We start from the raw sequence: 15,159 nt of genomic DNA, 5'->3' as shown, positions 1-15,159 counted from the left end.
TTTCCCACGTCTTCACCGCCACCAGGAGCCAGCCGATGAGCCAGTCCGACAACAACAATGCCAAGTGCCCGTACCACACCGCCCCGTCACCGGAGCAGGGCGCCCAGCAACAGCGCGAGCTGAGCACCACGCCCAGGCAGAAGCATGGCGATGACCCGGTCACGCCGATGACCACGGCCTTCGGCGCACCGGTGGTGGACAACCAGAACAGCAAGACCGCCGGCCCGCGCGGCCCGCTGCTGATGGAAGACGTGTGGCTGCTGGAGAAGCTGGCCAACCTCAACCGCGAGATCATTCCCGAGCGCCGCATGCACGCCAAGGGCTCGGGCGCGTTCGGTACCTTCACTGTCACCCACGACATCAGCAAGTACACCCGCGCCAAGCTGTTCGAGAAGGTCGGCAAGCAGACCGAGATGTTCGCCCGCTTCACCACTGTGGCCGGCGAGCGTGGCGCCGCCGACGCCGAGCGCGACATCCGCGGCTTCGCGCTGAAGTTCTACACCGAAGAAGGCAACTGGGACCTTGTCGGCAACAATACCCCGGTGTTCTTCCTGCGCGACCCGCGCAAGTTCGCCGACCTCAACAAGGCCGTCAAGCGCGACCCGCACACGAACCTGCGCAGCGCGCGTAACAACTGGGACTTCTGGACGCTGCTGCCCGAAGCCCTGCTGCAGGTGACCGTGGTGATGAGCGACCGCGGCATCCCGCGCAGCTTCCGCCACATGCACGGCTTCGGCTCGCACACCTACAGCTTCACCAATGCCGACAGCGAGCGCTTCTGGGTGAAGTTCCACTTCGTCAGCCAGCAGGGCATCGAATCGCTGACCGACGCGCAGGCACAGATCCTGGTCGGCCATGACCGCGAAAGCCACGGTCGCGACCTGTTCGCCGCGATCGAGAAGGGCGACTTCCCGAAGTGGAAGCTGTTCATCCAGGTCATGCCGGAACTGGATGCGGAAACCTACCGCGTGCACCCGTTCGACCTGACCAAGGTGTGGCCCAAGAGCGACTACCCGCTGATCGAAGTGGGCCAGTTCGAACTGAACCGCAACCCGGTCAACTGGTACCAGGACGTGGAGCAGTCGGCATTCGCACCGAGCAACCTGGTGCCGGGCATCGGTCCGTCGCCGGACAAGATGCTGCAGGCACGCCTGTTCGCCTACTCCGATGCGCAGCGCTACCGCCTGGGCGTGAACCACCACCAGATTCCGGTGAACGCCGCACGCTGCCCGGTGCACAGCAACCACCGCGACGGTGCGATGCGCGTGGACGGCAACTACGGTGGCCTGCCGCACTACGAGCCGAACAGCTACGGCCAGTGGCAGGAGCAGCCGGAGTACCGCGAGCCGCCAATGAAGATCCGCGGCGACGCCGACTTCTGGAACTTCCGCGAGGACGACGCCGACTACTTCAGCCAGCCCGGTGCCCTGTTCCGCAGCTACAACCAAGCCCAGAAGGACCGCCTGTTCGCCAACACCGCCCGTGCCCTGGGCGATGCGCCGGACTTCATCAAGCAGCGCCACATCGACAACTGCAGCAAGGCCGACCCGGCCTACGGTGCCGGCGTGGCGGCGGCGCTGAAGGCCCTGGCCAGCCAGCCGTCGGATCCGTTCAAGCCGGCGCAGCCGGAAGCGGATTTCCCCACCGCCACCCCGGGCGCCGAAGACATCGAGCTCTGATCTCCCTCCCCCGTGTCCGGCACGCCGCCTCCCTGTGAGGCGGCGTCGCCGTTTTAACGGTCCGCGTCGTACCTTCTGCACGCCCAACCCCAATCAAGGATTCCGCAGATGAGCCTGACCGACGAACTTCTCGCCAAATTGCAGGGCGCCCCGCTGCAGCAGGTGTCGCAGCAGCTCGGCATCAGCGACACCCAGGCCTCCGGCGCCATCGGCGCCGCGCTGCCGCTGCTGATGGGCGCACTGGGCAACAACGCCTCGCAGCCGCAGGGCGCGCAGGCACTGCTCGGTGCATTGCAGAACAATCACAGCGGCCTGGACCTGGGCAACGTACTCGGCTCGGTGCTGGGCGGTGGTGGTGGTGCCGCCAGCGATGGCGCCGGCATCCTCGGCCACATCTTCGGCGGCAGCCAGCAGAAGGTGGAAACCGGACTGGCCCAGGCCACCCAGCTCGACAGCGGCCGCACCAGCCAGCTGTTGCAGATCCTCGCCCCGATCGTGATGGCCTTCCTGGCCCAGCGCCTGGGTGGCGGCCAGGCCGATGCCGGCTCGCTCAGCCAGGCCCTCGGCCAGGAAAAGCAGCAGGTGCAGCAGCAGGGGGGACTTGCCGGTGGCCTGCTCGGCAGCCTGCTGGACCAGGACGGTGACGGCCAGCTGGGCGTGGGCGATCTGCTGAAGATCGGCGGCAGCCTGCTCGGCGGCAAGCGCTGACGGTAGGTGTCGCCGGGCATGACCCGGCGCTACCGGGCGTCGCGCTGATCGATATCCGGCGGGCGAGACTGGCATCTCCATGGGTAGCGCCGGGCCCTGCCCGGCGGCCTACCGTTTGCCTGCCTTCAGCCGCTCCAGGATCGGCGCGAACACCGGTGCCTCCATGGAACGCGGCGGCGCCACGGTCTTCCCCTTCTCCTGCGCCTGCCAGTACGACCACGGCAGCGGCCCGTCGCCCAGCTCGTAGTCCATGCCATCCCAGCCATCCTCGCGGAAGGCGTAGAACGCCCAGTGCAACCGCTCCTGCTCGACCACGGCCAGCACGTCACGCAGGTAGGCGCCGCAATCCGGCCAGCGCCGCATGCAGCCGAACTCACCGACCACCATGCGGTTCGCCCCCACGCCATGCGTCTTGGCCCAGTCCATCGGCTGCTGCAGGTAACTGCGCACGCGCGCAGCATCCCAACGCTCGCTGTGCTCCCCGAACGGCACCACGTCCGGGTAGCGATACGGCGTGGCGCGCTTCTGGTTAGGCGCGCTGGTTGCGGCGTAGGGCTCATACATGTGCACGCTGTACAACAGCCTGTCGTCGTCCAGCGGTGCAGGCCAATAGTCGAATGCGTCGGCTGCGGCATACCAGCCGGCATCAAGCATCAACGGCATGTCTGCATCGACCGCACGCACGCTGGCCACCAGTCCGCGGTACAGCACACGCAGGTCGCGCGGCCCGTCCTGCACGCCGGCGTACCACTGCTGCATGGCCTCACGCGGGGCGTGTTCGGCCAGCGCGGTGCCGTATTCCGGCGCCGGCTCGTTGATGAGGTTGTAGGCGGCAAGCGCCGGGTGGCCCTTCAATGCGGTGGCCAGGTCGCGCCAGAAGCGCTGCGCAGGCAGATGGTTGTCCATCGACTGCCACAGCCGCTGGTCGACCACGTCATTGTTCTTCTGCTTCCAGCGCAGCAGGGGCAGTGACAACGGCACCAGCACCACCTTCAAGCCCGAGGCATTGGCGTCATCCAGCGCACGCCGCAGGATGGCCACGTCGGCCTGCACCAGGCCCTGGTAGTGGTCGGCATCACCCATCAGGAAGTCGCGGCCGCCGGTACTCTTCCATTTGTCCGGGCTCAGCCGGACCCAGGTTGCGCCGGTGTCCCGCAGCGCCTGGAAGTAGGCACGGTCAGGCGGGTTCTCGTTGAAGCTGTTGCCACCGCGCTGCGGCGTATCCCAGAAGGTGATGTCGGCGGCGAACGCCGGGGCGGCGGTGGCGAGGGCCAGGCACAACAGGTTGCGGCGGAGGAACATAGGGGTCTTCCATGAGAAGGAAGATTCAACGTGCGGGGCACAAACCGAACGCTGGCTGAGTGCGCGCGGCACGGTGCCCACCAAGGTGGGCAACTACCGGAGCGCGCGGCGGTTCAACCAGAGGAAGTACGTCACAACGCGTCGAGGTCACCAAGCGCGCGGATCAACCGACGTGCGCGCTTGTCCGGCTTGTGCTCCGGTGGCAGGAAGCCGTCGCGTGCGGCAATGCGCAGTGCACGCTGTTCGGCACGGCGCGCCTTCGAGGCCTCGCTCTCCGCATACAACTGCTGCGCCGCCGGCGCCGGCCCGCGCTGGTCGCTGATGCCCAGCACCTGGATCTCGAAATGTTCCTCGCCACGGTCCACCTGCACCTGCTCGCCCACGCGCACCGCGCGTGAGGATTTCGGGCGCTGACCGGCCACGCTCACCTTGCCGGTCTCGATGGCCTGCTTGGCCAGGCTGCGGGTCTTGAAGAAACGGGCCGCCCACAGCCAGATGTCCAGGCGGACACTGGGTGACAGCGGTGAAAGCTCAGGCATCGGTATGTACTACTCCGTTCGCTTGTTCAAGGGACGCGGGTTATCGGGGTCGGTACGGCAGCCGCTGCCCCCGATCAAGGCCGGTACACCTGCGGACAGATCCTGGCGTTGGCTGCCAACCAAGCACTCCGGCCGGTCGGTTGGCCGCACCTGGGTATCGCCCAGCCGGTCACCCGTCGAACATGCGGCCAGTGCAGCGCCGATCAAGGCCAGCGCCAGGTTCCGCTTCACCTGTAGGGGTTGATGCATTGCCACATCCTGCAAACCGGCTTGGTGCTAGTGTGCGCCTCCCGGGATTCGATCACCACTCCATGGCCAAAGCGCCGCTTGACCTGACCACCGGCCCGATCGGCCGCAGTCTCCTGCTGTTTTCGCTGCCGATCCTGGCAGGCAACATCGCGCAGTCGCTGAACGGCTCGGTGAATGCGGTCTGGGTCGGGCGCTTTCTCGGCGAGGCGGCACTGACCGCCACCGCGAACGCCAACAACATCATGTTCTTCCTGATCGGCTCGGTGTTCGGCTTCGGCATGGCCTCGACCATCCTGATCGGCCAGGCCATCGGCGCGCGCGACATCGCCCAGGCGCGGCGTGTGGTCGGCACCAGTGCCACCTTCTTCATCGGCCTGTCGGTGATCATCGCCATCGCCGGCTGGTTCATGGCCCATCCCCTGCTGGCAGCAATGGGCACACCGGCCGCCTCGCTGCCACTGGCCGAGTCCTACCTGCAGATCATCTTCCTGGCGATGCCAACGCTGTACGCGTTCGCCTTCCTCACCGCCGCGCTGCGCGGTGCCGGTGACTCGCGTACACCGTTCCGCTTCCTGATGGTGTCGGTGGTACTGGACATCGTGCTCAACCCGGTACTGATCTTCGGCATGGGGCCGTTGCCCGCGCTGGGCATTGCCGGCTCGGCCTGGGCCACGCTGGTCGCGCAGACGCTGTCGCTGGCCGGCCTGCTGCTGTACATGCGATACAAGCGTCACACGCTTTGGCTGGGCCGTGCCGATATGCGGCTGTTCAAGCTCGACCTGGCCATTCTCAAGGCGCTGGTGGTCAAGGGCGTACCGATGGGCCTGCAGATGGTGCTGATCTCGCTGTCCGTCATCCTGCTGATGACCATGGTCAACCAGTACGGCACCGATACCGGCGCTGGATACGGCGCGTCACTGCAACTGTGGAACTACCTGCAGATGCCGGCGATGGCGATCGGTGCGGCATGCTCATCGATGGCGGCGCAGAACGTGGGGGCGCAACGTTGGGACCGCGTGCGCGCCACCGCGCGCCAGGGCGTGCTGTTCAACTTCCTGCTGACCGGCGCGCTGATCCTGCCGCTGGTGGTGTTCGACCGCCAGTTGCTGGCGCTGTTCCTGCCGCCGGCCAGCCAGGCACTGGACATCGCCCGCCACCTCAACCACGTGGTGATCGGCTCGTTCCTGTTCTTCGGTGTCAGCTTCGTGATCTCTGGCGTGGTGCGCTCGACCGGCGCGGTGATCCCGCCGCTGCTGATCCTGGCCGGCTCGCTGTGGGGCGTGCGCGTGCCGTTCGCCGAGCTGCTGCAGCCGTACTGGGGTGCCGATGCGATCTGGTGGAGCTTCCCGGTCAGCTCGTTCGTCTCGATGCTGCTGTCGCTGGCGTATTACCGCTGGGGCGGCTGGCGCAAGGCGAAGATGATGGGCAAGCCCTCGCACGCTGAAGAACTGGCCACGCCCTCGGAGATTCCGGCTTGTCCGCCGTCGCCGGTGGCCGACCCGGACGCGTCACTGGAGTCAGCGCCACCGCGGTAGTGCCGGCCGCTGGCCGGCAACTTCAAACCTCTCCAGAAGCATCGCACAACAGCCGGCCAGCGGCCGGCTCTACCGCTTCTTCTTCGCCGCGTTGAACGCCGCCGCCGCGCGCAACAACGCCTTCAACGCCGCGGCATTCGGCATCGCACCTTCATGGATGTCGATCGCACGCCGCGTGTTGCCCTCCAGGCTGGCATTGAACAGGCCCTTCGGATCGGCCAGCGCCGCGCCATTGGCGAAGGTCAGTTTCACCGCCTGCTTGTAGGTCTCGCCGGTGCACAGGATGCCGTTGTGCTCCCACACTGGCGTGCCGCGCCATTTCCAGGTTTCCTGCACGTCCGGCAACACTTCATGGATCAGCGCGCGCACATGTGCCAGCGTTTCGCCGCGCCAGTCGCCCAGCTCGGCGATGCGGGCGTCGATCAGTTCAGCGGCCGGGGTTCCGGCATCGGCGGGGTTGGGTGCATGCGTGGCCATCGGGTGCTCTCGTAGGGAAGGAAATCGGAACAGCGGGGCTCACATGCGCTCGCCGGGCAGCGCGGCCGCCTGGCGCACCCAGTCGAGGAACTGTGCCTCATCCCTCACGCCATCCTGCTCGATGTGCAGGTAACGCGTAGCGGCACTTCTGGACGGCTCCGGCGGCACCGGCCTCAGCCCAGCGCCACGGAAGAACGCCACCTTGATGTAGCGGGTGAAGCAATGAAAGCTGAGAAACCAGCCTGCGCCCGGGGCAACCGCATACATCGGCGAGTTCCACTTCACTGCCTTGTGCACGCCGGGCACGGCCTGTTCGATGAGCGCATCCAGCTGGTCGCCAATCGGGCGTTTCCAGCCAGGCATGGCAGCAATATAGGCCTGCACCGGGGCATTGCCCTCGCCCTTGGCGATCTGCGGGTTGCCGCCGGCGAGCAGCCTGGGCGCGGCGGAAGGCGCGGTTCGCTTGGCAGGCATCGCACGGTACGCCCATGGGGATGAAGCTGCAGCCTAGCGCGCCCCGTCGCCGGCGGTCACGGCGCAGTGCGCCATCGGCTCAGTCCGCCTGCCGCGCGCGGAACTGCCGCCAGTCCGGCAGCTTGCGGTGGCGGCGCAGCGAGCGCATCAGGGCCGCCATCACCACGCCGAACAGCGCACCAGCCAACAGCCCGGCCACCAGCAACAGCGCCAGCGGGCGCTCACTGCCCTGCCACAGCATCAGCCACATCAGGCCGGTCCAGAACAGCCCGAACAGCAGGCCCTGCACCAGCGCATTGGTGCCGAAGCCGGCCAGGATCGGTGGCGGCAGCGCAATGCCCAGGCGCCACAGCAGGCGATGCAGCAATGGCGCCGACTGCACGCGCGCCAGCCCCTTGCCGTCGAGGAAGCGCAACGCCGACTGGATCACGGCGGGATAGCGCGGGTTGATGTCGTTCATCAGCTGATCGTGGCCGATGCGATGCCGGAAACGCAAACGGCCACCCGAAGGTGGCCGTCGCGGCAACAACCGAAGTTGTTTATCAGGCCTTTTCGGCCAGACGGGCAGCCTTGGCGGCAGCAGCGGCAGCCAGGTCTTCCTTGATGCGGGCAGCCTTGCCTTCCAGGCCACGCAGGTAGTACAGCTTGCCGGCGCGGACCTTACCACGACGCTTCACTTCGACCGAGTCGATGATGGCGCTGTGGGTCTGGAAAACGCGCTCGACGCCGTAGCCGTGCGAGATCTTGCGGACGGTGAACGAGGAATTCAGGCCGGCGTTCTTGGTGGCGATGACGACGCCTTCGTAGGCCTGCACGCGCTCGCGGCTGCCTTCCTTCACCTTCACGTTGACGACAACGGTGTCGCCCTGGCTGAACTTCGGCAGTTCACGGGTGATCTGGGCGGATTCGAATTCCGCGACGATGGACTTGTTCAGCTTGCTCATGGGTTACACCGATTCTTGTTCGGGTGGGCGTGTCGTATCGACAACGTAGGCTCATGCAGTCACCGGACTGTGCTGCACGTTTGTTCTGGGTACTGCGCACGCCGACCTGGGCCGGCGGGAATTGGCCATGATAGCCGATAAAGCCAGCCCTGCGCTAGGGGCTGGCCTTGTGCTTCTGGGCCTGACGGCCCTGCTCCAGCAGTTTGCGGTCGGCCTTGCCCAGCGCCTGTTCATCCAGCAGGTCCGGGCGCCGCTGGGCGGTACGGACCAGCGACTGCTGGCGGCGCCAGGCGGCAATGGCCGCATGGTTGCCCGAGCGCAGCACGTCCGGCACGTCACCCAGCGGGTGCTGGGCCGGCTGGCTGTAATGCGGGCAGTCGAGCAGGCCGAGGTCGCCCTCGAAGCTGTCCTGGGCCGCCGATTCGGCGTCGTTCAGGGCACCATCCTGCAGGCGGGCCACGGCGTCGATGATCACCGCCGCACCCAGTTCGCCGCCGGACAGCACGTAGTCGCCGAGGGAAATCTCCTCGTCGACATTGGCCTCCAGGAAACGCTCGTCGATGCCTTCATAACGGCCGCAGAGCAGGACCATGCGCGGCAATGCCGCCAGTTCCCGCACCTTGGCCTGGGTCAACGGCGCACCCTGTGGACTGAGGTAAATCAGCCGCGCCGGGGTCGGATCAGCATCGCGGATCGCCTGCAGGCAGGCCTGCAGCGGCTCGATCAGCATCACCATGCCCGGGCCACCGCCGAACGGACGGTCGTCCACCCGGCGGTAGTTGCCTTCAGCGTAATCACGGGGATTCCAGCCATGCAGGCTGAACAACCCCTTCTCCTGCGCGCGCCCGACCACGCCCAATCCAGCGGACTGGGCGAGGAACTCGGGGAACAGGGTGATGACGTCGAAACGCATGCTCACACTCAGAACTCGGGATCCCAGTCGACCACGACCAGGTTGGCCTCGAAGTCGACCGATTTGACGAAGTCCGGCTGCACGAACGGAATCATCCGCTCGCGGTCGCCCCGGACCACCACCACGTCATTGGCGCCGGTGCTGAACAGGTGCGAGACCTGGCCCAGGGAAACGCCCTCGGTGGTCTTCACATCCAGGCCTTCCAGGTCCACCCAGTAATACTCATCGGGCTTCGGCGGCGGCAAGGCACTGCGGGCCACGTAGATCTCGGTGCCGCGCATCGCTTCGACCGCATCACGGTCCTCGACGCCGGGGAAACGGGCGACCAGGTGCTTGCCGCTGTCGCGGCCACGCACACCTTCAATCGTGGTTTCCACGCCGGACGGGCTGCGCACGATCCACGGCTGGTAACGGAAAATGGCGGAACGTGGCTCGGTCCAGGACTCGAGCTTGATCTCGCCGCGCACACCAAAAGCGCCGACAACCCTGCCCAGCAGGATGCGGCGCTCGATATCTTTCATCTGCTTCAACCAAGAGGGCCACGCCGAAGCGTGGCCCGTCAGGATCAGGCCGCAGCGGCCTGGGACCTGGTCGCTTCCTTGATCAGGTTGCGGACCTTGTCGGTCGGCTGGGCGCCGTTCTTGACCCAATGGTCAACGCGGGCCAGGTCCAGCTCGATGCGCTTCTCGCCGCCCTGGGCGACCGGGTTGTAGAAACCAACGCGCTCGATGTTGCGGCCGTCGCGCGCGCTGCGCACGTCGGTGACGATGATGTGGTAGAACGGACGCTTCTTGGCGCCGCCGCGGGTCAGTCGAATCTTGACCATGGTGTTTTTCCTATTGCCCAGTCGCCAGGATGGCGAGGTAAGCGGGCGATTATAGCGGCAGAGCCCGGCCGAGCCAAGCCCATGGGTGGCCAGCCTTCACGGCAGCGCCGGGCCATGCCCGGCGGGGCATTTCAGCCCAGGCCGTTCCAAGCCACGCCCGCCAGCACCGCCCTGCCCTGTTCAGCCAAGGCCTGCGAGCCGGGCAGGACATGCCCATCAATGGCCTCCAGCGCCCACAGGCCACTGGCGTTGCAGGCAAAGGCCGCCTTCACGCCGGCCAGTTCCATCCGCGCCAGTGGCCGCGTCGCCTGCGGGCCGGGCCAGTGCTGCTTCAGCAGCGCCTCGGCGGTCCCACGCAACGCCGGCGCCCGTGGCCAGATCAGTTGATGGCCGTCGTGCACGGCAAGGTTCCAGGTGGTGCCTTCACTGACGTGGCCATCCCAACCGACAAGCAGCGCATCATCGAAACCGTCGGCCATCGCCGCGCGCCGTTCGGCAAACAGGCCAAACGTGCCCACGTGCTTGATCTGCGGCAGTTCGCGCTGCCAGGTCACGCTGCGCACGCGCTTCGCCGCCGTCAGCGACACCGGCGCGGACACCGCCACCAGCACATCCACTGGCACCGCCGCCAGCGGATTGCGGAAGTCGAAACGGCGCGAATACACCGTCACCCTCAGCGACGCATCGGCCTGTCCGGCCTGCTGCAGCGCCTGCGCCATCCAGGCCTGTACCTGCACCGTGTCCAGCGCACTGCCGAACAGTTCGCGCGTGGCCTGCGACAGCCGCGCCAGATGCAGGTCCAGTCCCTGCACGGCGCAGTCACGCACCTGCAGCGAGGTGAAGTGGCCGTAGTTGACCAGCGCCGGCAACAGGTCCTCCACCTGCGCCGGCTGGCCGTTGCAGGTCAGCGTCATCGCAGCAGTGCCTGCGCCTGTTCCCACATGCCGCGCAGCACGTCGGCGGCCGGCTGTGCCGGCGCCATCCACGCCGACTGCCCGGCCCAGGCCTGCATTGCGGCCAGTCGATTTTCCTGCACAGCCTGCCGGCGCATCGGCGCGGTCAGGCCCCGCTGCACCGGGTATGGGCGCGGCGCCGGCGCGCCTTCCACGGCGGCTGCACGCACGTACGGCGTGGCCAGGCCACGCCCCAGACGACCACTGAAGGCACGGGTCGGCCAGGTGTCTTCGGGTTCGCTGGCAGCCAGCCCATCGGCCCACGCCGACGCAATCGCCGCTTCCGGCGTGCGCAGGAAGGCGGTGCCGATCTGCACGGCGCTCGCGCCCAGGGTGAGCGCGGCTGCAATGCCGCGACCATCGGCGATGCCACCGGCGGCAATCACCGGAATCGTCAGCTGATCAGCCAAACGCGGCAGCAGCGCGAACAGGCCCACCAACTGGCGCTCGGCCATCGCCGGATCGAATGAACCACGATGCCCACCCGCTTCCACGCCCTGCGCCACCACGGCGTCGGCACCGGCATCCTGGGCGGCGCGTGCTTCAGACAACGTGGTCGCGCACGCGATCCAGGCGATGCCGGCGTCCTTCAGCTGCTGCACGTGACGCGGCAGCAGCACGCCCATGATGGTCGAGGCCACCGCCGGGCGTGCGGCCAGCAACGCGGCGAACTGTTCTTCGAAATCGGCGGGCGTGGCGTCGGCAGCGCTGGCCGGCACGTCCGGGCCCCACTGCGCGAGGAAGGCGCGGCTGGCAGCTTCGGCGGCGACATCACGGGTCGGTGCCGGATCCGGCACCCACAGGTTCACCTGCGCCGGGCCGGTCGAAGCGGCGCGGAAATCGTCCATCCAACGACCGATATCGGCAGATGACGACAGCACCGCGCCCATCGCCCCCATGCTGCCGGCGTTGGCCAGCGCAGCCGACAACGGCACGGGGCAGGCGCCAGCCATCGGCGCCAGCAGGATAGGAAGCTGCAATGAAAAACGCCGACAGAAGGTGTCGGCGCGTTCAAGAATCGGCGATGCGTTCACGCGACATACCTGTGGGAGAAGTCACCACCCAGCATACGCCAGTCGCTGCGACCCGATCCGTGACCCGGTCGCGCGAGGATCAGCGCGCCACCACCGCGTAGGTGCGCACCAGCTGGCTGTCCATTTCCTCGTTGAACTGGAAGGTCACGTAGCGTGCGTCGTCTGCGGCGAACTCCACCTCGGTCGATGCCCGCCCGATCTCGGTACCGTCAGCGTCCAGCGCGCGCGCGACCAGCTTGCCCTTGAAGGCCTTGTCAGCCACCACGTACACCGCCGCTTCCTTGGAGCCCATGCCACGGCTCTTGCCCAGGGTCACGGTCAGGCCATGCGCGGCCAGGCCCGGATCGGCCTGCAGCGTCACGTTCATGCGCTTGTCCACACCCTCACCCAGGCCCGCGACGAAATCAGCCGCCGTGCCACTGATGGCACTGCCGGCCTTCTGCGACACCGAGGTGTCGTCCTTGCATGCGGCCAGGCCCAGGGCCAGGACCATCACCACGATCACTCTGTTCATGAACATTCCCTTGTCGGATTCGGCAGGTAGTCAAGCAATACGGGCCCGCTCCCGCAAGTGCCGTTCCCGACACCTGCGCTCGGCCCTCACGTCGATCAACGGAACGGCATGCCGCGGCCGCCCATGGCCCCCATCATGCCCTTCATGCTGCGCAGCATGCCCTTCATGCCGCCGCCGGCCATCTTGCTCATCATCTTTTCCATCTGCATGTACTGCTTCATGAGCTTGTTGACGTCGGCCGGGGTCACGCCCGAGCCCTTGGCGATGCGCGCGCGGCGCGAGCCGTTGAGCAGGTTCGGGTTGCGTCGTTCCTTCTTGGTCATAGAGCCGATGATGGCGATCATGCGCGGCACTTCCTTGCCCTGGCTGACCTGCTGCTTCAGATGGTCGGGGATGTTGCCCAGGCCCGGCAGCTTGTCCATCAGGCCGCCAATGCCGCCCATGTTCTGCATCTGCTCCAACTGGTCACGCATGTCGTTCAGGTCGAACTTCTTGCCCTTGGCGACCTTCTCGGCCAGCTTTGCGGCCTTGTCCTTGTCGACCTGCTGCTCGACCTGCTCGACCAGCGACAGCACGTCGCCCATGTCCAGGATGCGGCTGGCGATACGGTCCGGGTGGAACACGTCCAGGCCTTCCGGCTTTTCGCTGACACCGACGAACTTGATCGGCTTGCCGGTGATGTAGCGCACGCTCAGCGCGGCACCGCCACGGGCGTCACCGTCGGTCTTGGTCAGCACCACGCCGGTCAGCGGCAGTGCATCACCGAAGGCCTTGGCGGTGTTGGCCGCGTCCTGGCCGGTCATGGCATCGACCACGAACAGGGTTTCGGCCGGGTTCACCGCTGCGTGCAGGGCCTTGATCTCGGCCATCATCGCTTCGTCGATGGCCAGGCGGCCGGCGGTATCGACCAGCAGCACATCCACGAACGACTTGCGCGCATCGTCGATGGCAGCGCGGACGATGGCTTCCGGCTTCTGGTCGGCGCTGGACGGGAAGAACAGCACGCCGACCTGCTCGGCCAGGGTCTTCAGCTGCTCGATCGCGGCCGGGCGGTAGACGTCGGCCGAGACCACCATCACCTTCTTCTTGCGCTTTTCCTTCAGGTGCTTGGCCAGCTTGCCCACCGTGGTGGTCTTGCCGGCGCCCTGCAGGCCCGCCATCAGGATGATGGCCGGGGCGGGAACGTTGAGGTTCAGGTCGCTGGCTTCGGCGCCCATCACCGCGGTCAGCTCGTCGCGCACCACCTTGATCAGGGCCTGGCCCGGGGTCAGCGACTTCAGTACTTCCTGGCCGACCGCGCGCACCTTGATGCGCTCGATCAGGGCCTGCACCACCGGCAGCGCCACGTCGGCTTCCAGCAGCGCGATGCGCACCTCGCGGGTCGCCTCGCGGATGTTCTCCTCGGTCAGGCGGCCGCGGCCACGCAGGCGCTCGATGGTGCCGGAAAGGCGCTGGGTCAGGGACTCGAACATGCGGTACGACCTGTCTGAAAACGGGGGACAATAAGGCAGACAGTATAACGGGTCCGTCGGCCTCCCCGGGCTGCGACGCCGGGGCCGTCGCCACCACCGCAGGGGTATGCGAAACTTCAACGATGACAATCGTTCTCATCGCCGTTCTGCTGTACCTGGCTGCCAGTGCCCTGCTGGTGCGTGCGCTCGGCCGCGATGGAACCTCTGGCGCGCCCACCTGGCTGTGGCCGGCACTGCCGGCGATGCTGCTGCATGGCGGCTACCACGTGATGGTGGCGATGCGTACCAACGGCGGGCCGGACATGCACTTCTTCGCCGCACTGTCGCTGGTCGGCCTGGGCATGGCCTGGCTGACCTCGCTGGTCGGCGCGCGCGGGCGGATGTCGGCGCTGGGCGTGGTGGTGTTTCCGCTGGCCGCGGTGCTGCTGCTGGCCTACCACGGATACGGCCACGAACCGAGCAAAGTGCTGGGCTGGCGCCTGGCCAGCCACGCCTGGTTGGCGCTGCTGGCCTACGCGACGTTGAGCATCGCTGCGCTGCTGGCGATCATGCTGTGGTTGCAGGAACGTGCCCTGCGCCGTCGTGAATTCCGGCCGTGGCTGCGTGCCCTGCCGCCGCTGGCCGACCTCGAATCGCTGCTGTTCCGGGTGATCACCGTCGGCTTCGCGTTGCTGACCCTGACGCTGGTCACCGGCGTGCTGTTCGTCGATGACCTGCTGGCGCAGAAGCTGGTGCACAAGACCGTGCTGAGCGTGCTGTCGTGGATCGTGTTCGGCGTACTGCTGATCGGCCGCCGTCGCTACGGCTGGCGCGGCATGAAGGCGGTGCACTGGACGCTGGCGGCGATGCTGTTGCTGCTGCTGGCGTTCTTCGGCAGCCAGTTCGTGATCGAACTGGTGTTCGGGCATACGCGGTAGAGGCGTGCCGACCAACGGTCGGCACCCAACCCGGTAGTGCCGGCCGCTGGCCGGCAACAGGACCACACCATGCCTGGATGCCGTAGGCGGTTCAGGGCGCCGGCTGCGCCAGGATCTTCCGCACCGAACGGCCGCTGTTGGTGAGGATGTCATCGACCTGCCAGCACCCCTGGCCCTGGCGCACCATCGGCAACCGGGTCACGTAGGCGGCCTTCCACACCGAGTACCGCATTTCGACGTGGCCGGTAGTCGCCGAGGTCTCTTTCCAGTTGTAGCGCACCGGGCTGTCGATGTCGCCGTCCTGCGCATCCAGCCACGGGTCCGAATCGATCTTGCAGATGCCTTCCTCGCGCTGCTGGCAAACACGCTCAGCACGCAGCGCCCTGCCGAAGGCCGCGCTGACCAGCGCCGGCGGCGGCTCCAGCAGATCACCATTGCCGGTCGTCGCCTCGTAGAAGGCGCGGGCCACGGCCGCAGGCTCCTGGCAGGCGGACGCAGCCTGCACGGCGGGCGCCAGCAGCAGGCCGGCAATCATCAACGTCCTTGTCTTTCGCATTGTGTTCGTCCTTGAGGTAGTGCCGGCCGCTGGCCGGCAATTGCAGATGTCCAAGGGGTTGCCGGCC

19 protein-coding genes are annotated in these 15,159 nt (G+C 67.1%); 4 read left to right on the top strand and 15 right to left on the bottom strand.

Annotation, left to right across the window (positions count from 1 at the left end; translation table 11 throughout):
* Positions 1-35: 35 nt before the first annotated feature.
* Both D7Y61_RS02485 and D7Y61_RS02480 read left to right on the top strand, forming a co-directional pair.
* On the top strand, positions 36-1,679 hold the full coding sequence (locus D7Y61_RS02485) for a catalase (protein ID WP_180864868.1): 1,644 nt from the start codon (positions 36-38) through the stop codon (positions 1,677-1,679).
* A 108-nt stretch (positions 1,680-1,787) separates the two neighbouring features.
* On the top strand, positions 1,788-2,387 hold the full coding sequence (locus D7Y61_RS02480) for a DUF937 domain-containing protein (protein WP_180864867.1): 600 nt from the start codon (positions 1,788-1,790) through the stop codon (positions 2,385-2,387).
* A 108-nt stretch (positions 2,388-2,495) separates the two neighbouring features.
* Here the strand turns inward: D7Y61_RS02480 and D7Y61_RS02475 are convergent, their stop codons facing one another.
* From D7Y61_RS02475 to D7Y61_RS22700, 3 genes are all read right to left on the bottom strand, one after another.
* A complete protein-coding gene (locus D7Y61_RS02475) occupies positions 2,496-3,689 on the bottom strand; it encodes a glycoside hydrolase family 5 protein (RefSeq protein ID WP_180864866.1) in 1,194 nt (397 codons plus the stop codon).
* Positions 3,690-3,820: 131 nt separating this feature from the next.
* The gene (locus D7Y61_RS02470) at positions 3,821-4,228 is read right to left on the bottom strand and encodes an RNA-binding S4 domain-containing protein (RefSeq protein ID WP_180864865.1); all 408 of its coding nucleotides are present in this window, start codon (positions 4,226-4,228) and stop codon (positions 3,821-3,823) included.
* A gap of 9 nt (positions 4,229-4,237) precedes the next feature.
* Positions 4,238-4,477, bottom strand: coding sequence for a hypothetical protein (locus tag D7Y61_RS22700; RefSeq protein WP_345776220.1), 240 nt, complete (start codon positions 4,475-4,477; stop codon positions 4,238-4,240).
* Positions 4,478-4,539: 62 nt separating this feature from the next.
* On the opposite strand from D7Y61_RS22700, the gene D7Y61_RS02465 reads away from it, so the two are divergent.
* Positions 4,540-6,012, top strand: a complete 1,473-nt coding sequence (locus tag D7Y61_RS02465; protein WP_180864864.1) for an MATE family efflux transporter — start codon at positions 4,540-4,542, stop codon at positions 6,010-6,012.
* A 69-nt stretch (positions 6,013-6,081) separates the two neighbouring features.
* Here D7Y61_RS02465 and D7Y61_RS02460 read toward each other — a convergent pair whose 3' ends face one another.
* From D7Y61_RS02460 to ffh, 11 genes are all read right to left on the bottom strand, one after another.
* Complete coding sequence (locus D7Y61_RS02460; protein ID WP_180864863.1) at positions 6,082-6,489, bottom strand: DUF1801 domain-containing protein; 408 nt, start codon at positions 6,487-6,489, stop codon at positions 6,082-6,084.
* 39 nt (positions 6,490-6,528) lie between these two features.
* Positions 6,529-6,963 (bottom strand): DUF1801 domain-containing protein, encoded by a 435-nt coding sequence (locus D7Y61_RS02455; protein WP_180864862.1) that lies wholly within the window; start codon positions 6,961-6,963, stop codon positions 6,529-6,531.
* 79 nt (positions 6,964-7,042) lie between these two features.
* Complete coding sequence (locus tag D7Y61_RS02450; RefSeq protein ID WP_180864861.1) at positions 7,043-7,423, bottom strand: DUF6404 family protein; 381 nt, start codon at positions 7,421-7,423, stop codon at positions 7,043-7,045.
* A gap of 82 nt (positions 7,424-7,505) precedes the next feature.
* A complete protein-coding gene (rplS, locus tag D7Y61_RS02445) occupies positions 7,506-7,907 on the bottom strand; it encodes a 50S ribosomal protein L19 (RefSeq protein WP_005408597.1) in 402 nt (133 codons plus the stop codon).
* Positions 7,908-8,061: 154 nt separating this feature from the next.
* The gene (gene trmD, locus D7Y61_RS02440) at positions 8,062-8,820 is read right to left on the bottom strand and encodes a tRNA (guanosine(37)-N1)-methyltransferase TrmD (protein ID WP_180864860.1); all 759 of its coding nucleotides are present in this window, start codon (positions 8,818-8,820) and stop codon (positions 8,062-8,064) included.
* An 8-nt stretch (positions 8,821-8,828) separates the two neighbouring features.
* Entirely contained in the window at positions 8,829-9,341 is a 513-nt protein-coding gene (rimM, locus tag D7Y61_RS02435; RefSeq protein ID WP_180864859.1) for a ribosome maturation factor RimM, read from the bottom strand.
* 44 nt (positions 9,342-9,385) lie between these two features.
* Complete coding sequence (gene rpsP / locus D7Y61_RS02430) at positions 9,386-9,646, bottom strand: 30S ribosomal protein S16 (protein ID WP_180864858.1); 261 nt, start codon at positions 9,644-9,646, stop codon at positions 9,386-9,388.
* 131 nt (positions 9,647-9,777) lie between these two features.
* Positions 9,778-10,560, bottom strand: a complete 783-nt coding sequence (locus D7Y61_RS02425; RefSeq protein WP_180864857.1) for an aminotransferase class IV family protein — start codon at positions 10,558-10,560, stop codon at positions 9,778-9,780.
* Positions 10,557-11,633, bottom strand: coding sequence for a nitronate monooxygenase (locus tag D7Y61_RS02420; protein WP_180864856.1), 1,077 nt, complete (start codon positions 11,631-11,633; stop codon positions 10,557-10,559). The genes D7Y61_RS02425 and D7Y61_RS02420 overlap by 4 nt, the downstream gene beginning before the upstream one ends.
* A gap of 79 nt (positions 11,634-11,712) precedes the next feature.
* Positions 11,713-12,147, bottom strand: a complete 435-nt coding sequence (locus D7Y61_RS02415) for a hypothetical protein (protein WP_180864855.1) — start codon at positions 12,145-12,147, stop codon at positions 11,713-11,715.
* Between the two features lie 95 nt (positions 12,148-12,242).
* Positions 12,243-13,619 carry a signal recognition particle protein gene (gene ffh, locus D7Y61_RS02410; protein ID WP_014036403.1) on the bottom strand — a complete coding sequence of 459 codons (1,377 nt, stop codon included), beginning with the start codon at positions 13,617-13,619 and terminating at the stop codon, positions 12,243-12,245.
* A gap of 122 nt (positions 13,620-13,741) precedes the next feature.
* On the opposite strand from ffh, the gene D7Y61_RS02405 reads away from it, so the two are divergent.
* The gene (locus tag D7Y61_RS02405) at positions 13,742-14,536 is read left to right on the top strand and encodes a cytochrome C assembly family protein (protein ID WP_106549514.1); all 795 of its coding nucleotides are present in this window, start codon (positions 13,742-13,744) and stop codon (positions 14,534-14,536) included.
* A gap of 91 nt (positions 14,537-14,627) precedes the next feature.
* Here D7Y61_RS02405 and D7Y61_RS02400 read toward each other — a convergent pair whose 3' ends face one another.
* Positions 14,628-15,092 carry a hypothetical protein gene (locus D7Y61_RS02400; protein ID WP_180864854.1) on the bottom strand — a complete coding sequence of 155 codons (465 nt, stop codon included), beginning with the start codon at positions 15,090-15,092 and terminating at the stop codon, positions 14,628-14,630.
* Positions 15,093-15,159: the final 67 nt, after the last annotated feature.

It is taken from the genome of Stenotrophomonas maltophilia, from assembly GCF_013464485.1.
In the GTDB taxonomy this organism is placed as follows: Bacteria; Pseudomonadota; Gammaproteobacteria; order Xanthomonadales; family Xanthomonadaceae; genus Stenotrophomonas; species Stenotrophomonas maltophilia_AW.
Note: the sequence above shows the minus strand (reverse complement) of the source record. Positions and strands in the feature narration are given on the sequence as shown.